Here is a 9,299-nt window from a genome sequence, read left to right on the forward strand (position 1 = left end):
CAGGCGGGATCATCATGGACGACAGCGGCAGTTTCCTTTCCGGCATCATCGGGGCTGACCAGGCGGTCGCGGGCGAGGGCATGCGCTGCGTCTCTTTCGAGACCGCCTTCCTGCGCCGGATCGAACCGGGCCCGGCGGATATCGACGAGCTCGGTCACGTCAATAATGTCGTCTATCTGCGCTGGGTCCAGGATATCGCCATCACGCACTGGCATGCGGTCGCCCCGGACGACATGGTTGGCGGTGAAGTCTGGGTGGCGCTGAAACACACGATTGAGTACCGCGATCCCATCCTGCCCGGTGAAATCGCCGAGATCCGCACCTGGCTCGGCCGGCCCCATGGCCCGCGCTTTGACCGTCATGTGGATATTCGCAAGCCCGGCGCCAAACGTTTCTCTGCCCGCGCCACCACGGAATGGTGCCGCATCAGCCGCGACACCCGCCGCCCGATGCGAATTGGGGAGGATGTGATGGCGGCGTTCGGCCTTGTCGGGGCGGCGTTGGAGTAGGCGCTAGAGCCGTTCTGCCACACCCAGCGCTTCCGCCACCGTATTCAGCTGCCCGATCGTGACTTCATCCATCGGGATGCCTTCCTTGGCGCGCTTGCCGGCAATCGCACGTTCCGGGTCGCCGGGGTAGAGGACGGGGCTGTCCCAGTCCATGGGCGGGGAGGCGAGGGCATAGCGGGCCATGGCATCGGTCTCGGCCTGCATCCAGTCCGGTTCGCCAAAGGCCGCCGGATCAATGAAGATCGAGAACAGGCCGTTGCTGATCCCGCCCCTGCGTGGGGTGCCCGGCTGGATTGTGCCACCCCCGCCCAGGACGCCGGCCAGGAGTTCACAGGCGAAGGCGAGTCCATAACCCTTGTGCTTGCCCAGCGGGGTGAGGGCGCCTTCCAGTTCAAACCCGGCCATGCCGCTGGGGTCGGTCGTGGGCATGCCCCGGGCGTCGATCAGAGAGCCGCTCGGAAGGGCCACGCCGCGATTGGCAGCGATGCGCACCTTGCCCAGGGCGATCTGGCTGGTGGCCATGTCAAGAAGGAAGGCCGGCCGGGTCGCCGTGGCCGGATAGCCTATACAGACCGGATTGGTCCCGAAGCGCGCATCCGTACCGCGATAGGGGGCGACCAGGGGGGCATGGTCGGTGACATTGACGAAGTGGATCGAGACCAGGCCGGCCGCGGCCGCCTGTTCGGCATAGGCCCCAAGGCGACCGAGATGATGGACATGCCCAAGCGTGGCCGCGGCCAGCCCGTGCTCGCGCGCCTTGGCGCTGGCCCTCTCGACCAGGCGCTGACCCGCCGGAGCACCCCAGCCGCCATCGGCATCAATGCGCAGGATGACGCTGGTATCGGCCAGTACCTGGTCCGAGGCCTCCAGATTGACCTGGCCGCGCTCCATGTGTCGGAGATAGGCGGGCAGGAGGCCGGCACCATGGCTGTCATGGCCCTTGAGATTGGCATCAACCAGATGGGCGGCAACACAGGCTGCGTCGTCCTTGCTGGCCCCGCCCGCACTGAGAACAGTGGCGCAAAACTCCAGAAGACTGGTCGGGTTCAGGCGGCGTTCCGGCGTGCTCATCTCTGGATCAATCTGCCTTTCTCAATAAACCGGCTCTATGCATAAGATTTGTGTATTCCCGTTAGGGCTTTATTAAGCATAGATCAGATCGAAACCTGTCATATTTTGGCACAATCGGGGCTTCCGGGCGCGATTGCGGCTGTAAGTCTTTGAATTTTATCACATAAAAAATCGATCCAAAAGCCGCCTTTTCCACGTCGGTTTAAACGTTTGGCAACCGCTCTCATGCATTCTCCATCTCGTCGGGCAGCAAACGACCCGCATGAATTCAACACGGCGTTCGAACACGGGGAAAATCCCGGACGCGCCATTTTAAAATGGATGAAGGGTAAGTCATGAAAAAGACGGGAACCATGATTCTGGCAGCCGCGATGTCGGCTCTGGCTTTCACTGCGGCTCCGGCACTGGCTCAGGACCGCGAGCGTACCGCTGTGGAAGCTCCGGAATATCCGCGAGGCGCTGAGCGTCGCGGCATCGAAGGGTATGCTGTGGTCGAGTATACCGTGTCGGAAGACGGCTCGGTTGCCGAGGCCTCGGTTGTCGAATCAGAGCCGGAAGGCGTGTTCGATCGCGCCGTCCTGCGGGCCATTGAAGGCTGGGAATATGCCCCGGCTGCGGCGGCAACCGCAGGTGTTCAGCAGCGTTTCGACTTCAGCCTGGGCGGCTAAAGCCCCAAGGCCAAACGCTAATCAGCGAAAGAACTGAAAAGCGTTTACCATCATAAGAATTCATTTACGGCGGCGCGTTAGCGTCGCCGTATCTTTTTGAATCGGGGCATTAACCCTAGGGGCCTTGCAATGAATTCTGTGTTCGCCAAATTCTTCGACAAGACGACCAGTATACGGGTCCGGCTCCTCGCCGCTTTCGCGCTGACGTCTTTGATGACCCTGATTGCTGCGATTGTCGGCGTGACCGGCTTCAACTCGGCCAACCATGCCGTCGAGCAGATCACCAATCGCGCGATACCTGAAACCCAGGCGGTGGATCGCCTGTCCGAGGACAGTGTCGGCCTGACCGGTGCGCTCGGCCAGTTTGCCGGATCGACCACGGTTGAGGCCCGCCTCGAAAACTACAACCGCGTCACGGATTATCGCGACTCCCTGACCCAGAGCCTCTCGGAGCTCCAGGCCCTGTCCGGTACGAGCGAGACGGCAGCCCTTCAGGCCGCTGTTACCGATCTGAACGAGCTGGTCGAGGGCATGAATGAGGTGGTCGAGCGCCGCCTGCAGATTCGCGACAGCCGCCGCGATGTCACCGCCGCAGCTCGCACGGCCCGGGCCGATCTCGCCGCCAGCGTCGAGGGCGCCCTGGATTCCAGTGACGAGGCCGATATTGAAAGCCTGCTGCGGGCCCTCATCGCCGCCAACCAGATCATGATCCAGTTCAATGAGGTCGATACCTCCGCAACCACGGGTGAGGTTGATGGCGTTTTCGACTGGTTCGATGAAGCCGCCGGCGAGCTCGACGTCAATTTCGCCATTCTCGGCCCGATCGTGACCGACGTCATGCAGACCCAGGCCGACAATCTGATCAATTTCGGTGAAGGCCGGTCGGGCGTGTTCGAATTGCGCAAGGCCGAGCTGGCCGCCGTGGCCGCTGCAGAAGTCGTGGCCGAGGAAGCCCGCATCTCTGCGGAAACGCTGTTGGCCAGTGTCCAGGACTTCAAGTCGGAAGTCGCGGTTCGCGTGACCGATGCGACGGCCGCGGCAGACGCTGCCGTGATCACCGGTCGCATCCTGCTGATCGCCATCGCCGCCATTGGCCTGGTTGTCGCTGCCGCGATTGCCTGGTTCTACGTCAATAACATGCTGCTCACGCGCCTCAGCGCCATGGCCCGCACCATGGGCGTGCTGGCCGAGGGCAATAGCGATGTCAATCTTGGCTTCACGCCGGGCAAGGACGAGATCGGCGACATGGCGCGCTCGGTGGATGTTTTCCGCCAGAACGCCATCGAACGGGCCCGCCTCGAGGCGGAGACCGAAGAAGAGCGCCGCATGAAGGAAAAGCGCTCGGCTGCAGTCGAGAGCCTGATCCAGGTTTTCGAGCAGGCCTCCAGCGACGCGCTGGGTCAGGTGGCCGAAGCCGCAACACGGATGGAAACCTCGGCCCGGGCGATGAGCTCGACCGCCGCGGCGACCACAGGCAAGTCCGCCGCTGTCGCCCAGGCTTCGGAAGGGGCGTCCCAGAACGTTCAGACCGTGGCAGCGGCTGCCGAGGAAATGGTCTCTTCGATTGGCGAGATTTCCCAGCAGATCTCCCGCTCAACGGAAATCGCCGATTCGGCGGTTGACCAGGTCGAGCAGACCAATGGGGATGTCCAGCGCCTCGATGATGCGGCCAAGTCGATCGATAACATAGTCAGCCTCATCAACGATATCGCCGAACAGACCAATCTCCTGGCTCTCAACGCCACGATCGAAGCGGCCCGCGCCGGTGAAGCCGGCAAGGGCTTCGCGGTCGTCGCCTCCGAGGTCAAGGCGCTGGCCAGCCAGACCGGTGCAGCCACGCAGAACATCTCCGAACACATCTCGGGCATCCAGGGCGCGACGGCCAAGGCGGTCGAAGCGATGTCGTCAATTGGCGGCACGATCCACGAGATGAGCGAGATTGCCACGGCCATCGCCGCTGCCATGGAAGAGCAGCGTGCGGCGGCGGGCGAGATCACCCGCTCGGCCCAGGAAGCGGCGGACGGCACCAGCGAGGTCTTCACCAATATCCAGGAAGTCGACCAGGCGACCTCGGAAACCGGGGAGAGCGCAGGCGAAGTGCTTGAGGCGTCTCTGGCCGTGTCGCGTCAGTCGGACTCGCTCAAGAGTGCGGTTGAACGATTCCTCACAGAGGTCCGCGCGGCCTAACTGCGAGAGAACTGAAATCCGCCAGCGCCCACGGCTTGCCAGCCGTGGGCGCTGCGCGTATACGGCGTGCCTCTGCCTTGCGGAGAGGCAGGTGTGGCGAGGTAGCTCAGCTGGTTAGAGCGCACGACTCATAATCGTGAGGTCGAGAGTTCAAGTCTCTCCCTCGCCACCATTTCCCCCCTTCAGATCACGGCAGACCGACGCTCGAACAGGCCCGATGCGCGGCGTGCGACATATCCGCCTGCGACCGGTTGGCGGGTGGCAAGGTTCGGCGCGCCGACCCATATAGTCAGCTTGAAATATCCGGAGGCCTCGGCCATGTCGCGTTCCAATATCCTGTCCGTCATCGCAGCGGTCATTGTGCTGTCCATGTGCGCCGCTTTCGTGATCTTCGGCATGGTCAAGCTGTCCGGGGTGGAAATGACAATGCATGGCTGGATCGCTCTCGGTCTGGGCAGCACGGTCAGCCTCGCGCTCGGTGGCGTGCTCTCCGCGGTCCTCATCATCTCGCGCCGCCGCGGCTTCGACGAAGCCGCCTGGGACGCCTCGCGCCATTCCGAACCCGACCTCTGATCCCAGGCAAAAGGCGGGTCTCCGCGAGGCGGTTGGCTTTGCCCCGCGGAGACCCGCACCGTCCCGTCACGCCTTGCCTGACGACCGCGCGGCGGGGGAGATGTCGGCCAGCGGGTCAGACCGACGCCGGACAGTCGCCGCGAAGCGGGCGTGATAGTCCGGATTTTCCGTGCCCATCCATCGATCCCACCAGGTGAAATAGAGCCCGAAATTCGTGCCCGGCTGGGCGTGGTGAAGATCGTGATGGGTTACGGTCGTGACCCAGTCGATGAGCGGGCGACCATCCTTGCGCGCGGGGAAGATCTCGACCCCGCAATGGCCGATCGCATTCCGGGCGATCTGGTGGATACCCCACAGGAAAAGCACAGGGAGTGGCACGGGCAGGACCAGCAGGATGACCGGCAGGAAGAGCGCGTGCAGGGCGGCTTCGCCGACATTGAAGGCATAGGCGGTCCAGGGCGTCGGGGTTTTTGACTTGTGGTGCAGGCGGTGAAAGCGCCGGAACCAGCGTGGCTGATGCATGAGCCGGTGCGTCCAGTAGAACCAGGTGTCGTGGGCGATGATCAGGATGATGAGCGAGACAAGGAACCAGACCGGGCCGCGGGCCATGGGATCCGCATAGGCCTGGGAGACACCGGTGAGCATTTCCAGCACGACCAGCGGGCCGATGATCGCAAACACCGTGACGGATCGCAGCGAGGCCAGTATCTCGCGCCGGACCTGCCCCGGCCGGGGCAGGCGCGCCTGGATGCGTCGCGGTGCCAGGGTCTGGGCCAGCCAGACATGGATAATGAGATAGACGATCCCGGCGCCCAGGACATAGCGCAGGAGATCGCTCATGAAGAGATCCGGCGCGGTTGAGTAGGCCTCGATAAGGACGTCTGGCAGGGCGTCCGGCAGGGCGGGCGGATTGGTCGACATCTGGTACCTCCTGGCGTGTGTGAGGAGCCAGAATGCGTGCCGACCGGACGCCCGTCGCGGCGTTGGCGAACGCGCTCAATCTTTCTTGAAATCGATGCGAAAAATCCGGTTCTGATCAGGCGCGGGCGAGCGCGGCCCGGCGAAACAGGGTCGGCGTCGTGCCGGTCTCTGCCCGGAAGGCCCGGTTGAAAGGCGCGATGGAGCCGTATCCCAGATCGAGTGCAAGGGTCAGGACCTGGTCATGCGCCCGCTCCGGCGACGCCAGCAGGCGTTTGGCTTCAGCCAGGCGGTGCTTGTTCAGGAAGGCCGAGAAATTGCGAAAACCCAGGCCCTGATTGATCAGGCGCCGAAGCCGGTGCTCGCGCGTATCCAGATGCTCGGCGAGGACACCGACGGTCAGGCCGGGCTCCCGATAGAGCCCGTCCGCCATGGCCTGTTCCAGCCGTGCGGCAAGCGGCCTGTCCTCCGGCGCCAGCCGGGCCATGTCCGGGCCGGGCTGCCTGCCGGAGCTGTCGGGGGGAAAGAGGTCGGTCGGGGCGGCGATTAGCCAGCCGGTAAACAGGACTGCAAGGCCGAACAGCGTCATGCCATGGGCCTGGAAGACCCAGTCAGGGAAAACAGTCCCGGCAAAGCGCACTTCCATGACCGAGATCGTGATTCCCAAAATCGCCACGAGGCCGGCCAGGGCAATTCGAAAGCGGCGGCGCGGCTCGATCAGGTCATCCGGCCAGTCGCGGATCGCCAGCACGGCTGCGTGCGCCATCAGGAGGATATTCACCGCCTGCCACATCAGGATAGAGATCACGGACAGGCGCGACCCCTCTGCGGGCAGGAAGTGACCGGTGGCGGCCAGGATGATGAGACCGAGCGGTATGAGGCGCCAGCTCCGCCAGACGAAGCGATCGTCGAACAGGGCGGTGGCAAACCACCAGAACAGGACCCCGGTCGGGATGGCCAGCAGGTTCAGGGGCAGGGCGGCAGGGCCGAGAGCCTCGGAGATCAGGTTGGAGGAGACCAGCGCATAGCCGGCAACGCCGAGCGCGAAGAGCAGGCCGAGGCGGGCACCGACCGCATGGCCGGCATCGCGCAGGAAGATCAGCGCCATCATCAGGGCCAGGCCGGCTGTACCGCCGCGCGCAAGGATTTCCAGTATGGCTGCTGTTGTCATGGGCTCCGGCCGGTTTCCTGCGTGACTGTCCCGCTGCCCGTCCGTCTGTCAGGCGAGGCGGGACGAGGCATGCCCCGGTTGATGGCCCATTCGGCGGATCGTGTCTGCGCAATTTCGAAATCGATCGACCGTGGCGCTGTCATTGCGCGCCGACCTCGTTGGCCACCCAGGCAAGAAAGCCCGGGGCGCTGCTGTCAGCGTCGACGGGCAGGCCGATCAGGGCGGGCTCGTCATAGGGGTGGAGTTCCGTGAGGCGGATGAGAAGGGCCTTCGCGGCGCTCTGGCTCGTCTTGAACACGGCCACGCATTCGCTCGCCGTTTCGATCTCGCCCTGCCAGCGATAAACGCTGGTCATGCCGGGCAGGATATTGGCGCAGGCGCATAATCCTTCGGTGACGACCGCCGCGGCCGCGGCGCGTGCGCTGTCGGCATCCGGCCAGGTCGTGTAAATCAGGCGTAGGCTGTGCATGGTCAAAATTCTCCCCTTCGGTATATAAGCGCCGCATGAGCCAGACCTCCACCCCTGCAATCGCCAGCCGTTCGGCCCTGGTCCTGTTTTCCGGCGGCCAGGATTCCGCGACCTGCCTCGCCTGGGCGCTGGACCGTTTCGAGCGCGTCGAGACGGTCGGTTTCGACTATGGCCAGCGTCATCATGTCGAGATGGACGCCCGCCAGCAGGTTCGGTCCGGTGTGCAAAAGGCGTTTCCGGCCTGGGGCGAGCGCCTCGGTGAGGACTTCGTGGTCGATCTCTCCGGTTATGGCGCCATCGCCGAGAGCGCGCTGACCGCCGACCGGGCCATCGAGATGGAGGCCAGCGGCCTGCCCAGCACCTTCGTGCCGGGGCGAAACCTGGTCTTTCTCACGGTCGCGTCGGCGCTGGCCTATCGGCGTGGTCATGGTGTTCTGGTGGGCGGGATGTGCGAGACGGACTATTCCGGCTATCCCGATTGTCGACGCGAGACGATTGACGCCATGCAATCGGCGCTCGGCCTCGGTCTCGACACCGCGCTGAGCATCGCCACGCCCCTCATGCATCTCGACAAGGCACAGACCTGGGCGCTGGCCGATGAGCTTGGCGGTGCGGCCCTGACCGCCCTGATCGAGGAGGCCAGTCATACCTGCTATCGCGGCGAGCGCGGGGCGCGTCATGACTGGGGCTATGGCTGTGACGACTGCCCGGCCTGCGAGCTGCGCGCGCGTGGCCATGCGGCGTGGAAAGCGGGTGTGTCAGCATGAGCTATTCGGTGAAGGAACGCTTCCTGACCGTCCAGGGCGAAGGCGCCCAGGCCGGCCGGCCGGCAGTTTTCCTGCGCTTCGCCGGCTGCAATCTGTGGAGCGGTCGCGAACAGGACCGCCACAAGGCCGTCTGCAATTTCTGCGACACGGATTTCATCGGCATGGACGGGCCCGGCGGCGGGCGCTTCCAGACGCCTTCAGACCTTGTTGAAGCCGTCGCGGAACTCTGGCCGGGCGGCGGCGCGCCATTGGTGGTGTGCACCGGCGGCGAACCACTCCTGCAGCTCGACAAACCCCTGATCGACGCCCTGCATGCGCGCGGCTTCGAGATCGCTGTGGAGACCAATGGGACCCTCGCGGCTCCCGAGGGCATTGACTGGATCACGGTCAGCCCGAAAGGCTCGGCGCCTGTGGTCCAGACCTCCGGCCATGAGCTCAAACTCGTTTACCCGCAGCCGGAACTTGACCCGTCTGCATTCGAGGGCTGGGACTTCAAGCGCTTCTCCCTGCAGCCCATGGATGGGCCGCACATGATGGAGAATGCCCAGGCCGCCTTCGAGTACTGCCTGGCCCATCCCAAATGGTCGCTCTCCCTGCAGACCCATAAATGGATCGGCGCGCCTTGATCCGCTAGCCGGTCAGCTGCCGGGCATCGGAGCTGCGCCGAGGCTTTCGGCCAGCGCGGTCGAGAAGGCGTGGAAGGCAAGTCTTGTGTCTGTCCAGACGCCATAACCGGCCCCGTCACCACTGTCCGGATTGAACCAGGCATAGGTGAAGGCGGCGATCAATTCGCCGTTGGCATCGCGCAAGACCGCTTCCAGTGATGCGCCACCATTGGCGTGCTCGGAGTAATGCGCCGTGTCCATGACCTGGATCTGGTTCATGGTCGGCCGGTTTGGCACGACATCGGTAATGGTGACGCTCAGCACGGTTTCCCGGGTCGACACGCCATGCCAGTCGGCATCG

General features: G+C 64.3%; 11 protein-coding genes, 1 tRNA gene and 1 pseudogene. 7 read left to right on the forward strand and 6 right to left on the reverse strand.

From position 1 onward, the window contains the following. The coding region (locus QZ266_RS02270) for a thioesterase family protein (RefSeq protein WP_295691309.1) at positions 1–509 on the forward strand (509 nt) is incomplete at its 5' end. 3 nt (positions 510–512) lie between these two features. On the opposite strand, the gene QZ266_RS02275 is transcribed toward QZ266_RS02270, so the two are convergent. After that, complete coding sequence (locus QZ266_RS02275; protein WP_295691311.1) at positions 513–1,580, reverse strand: malate/lactate/ureidoglycolate dehydrogenase; 1,068 nt, start codon at positions 1,578–1,580, stop codon at positions 513–515. Positions 1,581–1,915: 335 nt separating this feature from the next. On the opposite strand from QZ266_RS02275, the gene QZ266_RS02280 reads away from it, so the two are divergent. The 3 genes from QZ266_RS02280 to QZ266_RS02290 all read left to right on the forward strand — a co-directional run bounded on the left by QZ266_RS02280 (position 1,916) and on the right by QZ266_RS02290 (position 4,607). Further along, positions 1,916–2,248, forward strand: coding sequence for an energy transducer TonB (locus tag QZ266_RS02280; RefSeq protein WP_295691312.1), 333 nt, complete (start codon positions 1,916–1,918; stop codon positions 2,246–2,248). A 129-nt stretch (positions 2,249–2,377) separates the two neighbouring features. Next, positions 2,378–4,435 carry a methyl-accepting chemotaxis protein gene (locus QZ266_RS02285; RefSeq protein WP_295691313.1) on the forward strand — a complete coding sequence of 686 codons (2,058 nt, stop codon included), beginning with the start codon at positions 2,378–2,380 and terminating at the stop codon, positions 4,433–4,435. A gap of 95 nt (positions 4,436–4,530) precedes the next feature. Beyond that, positions 4,531–4,607, forward strand: a tRNA-Met gene (locus QZ266_RS02290). Positions 4,608–4,617: 10 nt separating this feature from the next. Here QZ266_RS02290 and QZ266_RS02295 read toward each other — a convergent pair. Then, the gene (locus QZ266_RS02295) at positions 4,618–4,755 is read right to left on the reverse strand and encodes a hypothetical protein (protein WP_295691314.1); all 138 of its coding nucleotides are present in this window, start codon (positions 4,753–4,755) and stop codon (positions 4,618–4,620) included. On the opposite strand from QZ266_RS02295, the gene QZ266_RS02300 reads away from it, so the two are divergent. Then, entirely contained in the window at positions 4,754–5,008 is a 255-nt protein-coding gene (locus QZ266_RS02300; protein ID WP_295691315.1) for a hypothetical protein, read from the forward strand. The two genes, QZ266_RS02295 and QZ266_RS02300, sit on opposite strands and share 2 nt — an antisense overlap. Positions 5,009–5,074: 66 nt before the next feature. On the opposite strand, the gene QZ266_RS02305 is transcribed toward QZ266_RS02300, so the two are convergent. The 3 genes from QZ266_RS02305 to cutA form a co-directional block, all read right to left on the reverse strand. Continuing rightward, positions 5,075–5,929 carry a sterol desaturase family protein gene (locus QZ266_RS02305; RefSeq protein ID WP_295691317.1) on the reverse strand — a complete coding sequence of 285 codons (855 nt, stop codon included), beginning with the start codon at positions 5,927–5,929 and terminating at the stop codon, positions 5,075–5,077. A 115-nt stretch (positions 5,930–6,044) separates the two neighbouring features. After that, positions 6,045–7,097: an AraC family transcriptional regulator gene (locus tag QZ266_RS02310; RefSeq protein WP_295691319.1), complete on the reverse strand. Its 1,053-nt coding sequence runs from the start codon at positions 7,095–7,097 to the stop codon at positions 6,045–6,047. Between the two features lie 139 nt (positions 7,098–7,236). Beyond that, complete coding sequence (cutA, locus tag QZ266_RS02315; RefSeq protein ID WP_295691320.1) at positions 7,237–7,566, reverse strand: divalent-cation tolerance protein CutA; 330 nt, start codon at positions 7,564–7,566, stop codon at positions 7,237–7,239. A gap of 35 nt (positions 7,567–7,601) precedes the next feature. On the opposite strand from cutA, the gene queC reads away from it, so the two are divergent. Both queC and queE read left to right on the forward strand, forming a co-directional pair. After that, positions 7,602–8,333: a 7-cyano-7-deazaguanine synthase QueC gene (queC, locus tag QZ266_RS02320; RefSeq protein ID WP_295691322.1), complete on the forward strand. Its 732-nt coding sequence runs from the start codon at positions 7,602–7,604 to the stop codon at positions 8,331–8,333. Continuing rightward, positions 8,330–8,959, forward strand: coding sequence for a 7-carboxy-7-deazaguanine synthase (queE, locus tag QZ266_RS02325; protein ID WP_295691324.1), 630 nt, complete (start codon positions 8,330–8,332; stop codon positions 8,957–8,959). The genes queC and queE overlap by 4 nt, the downstream gene beginning before the upstream one ends. A 12-nt stretch (positions 8,960–8,971) precedes the next feature. Here the strand turns inward: queE and QZ266_RS02330 are convergent. Next, positions 8,972–9,299, reverse strand: a pseudogene (locus QZ266_RS02330) (hypothetical protein); the annotation flags it as partial.

Source organism: uncultured Maricaulis sp. (assembly GCF_905480005.1).
Taxonomy (GTDB): Bacteria; Pseudomonadota; Alphaproteobacteria; order Caulobacterales; family Maricaulaceae; genus Maricaulis.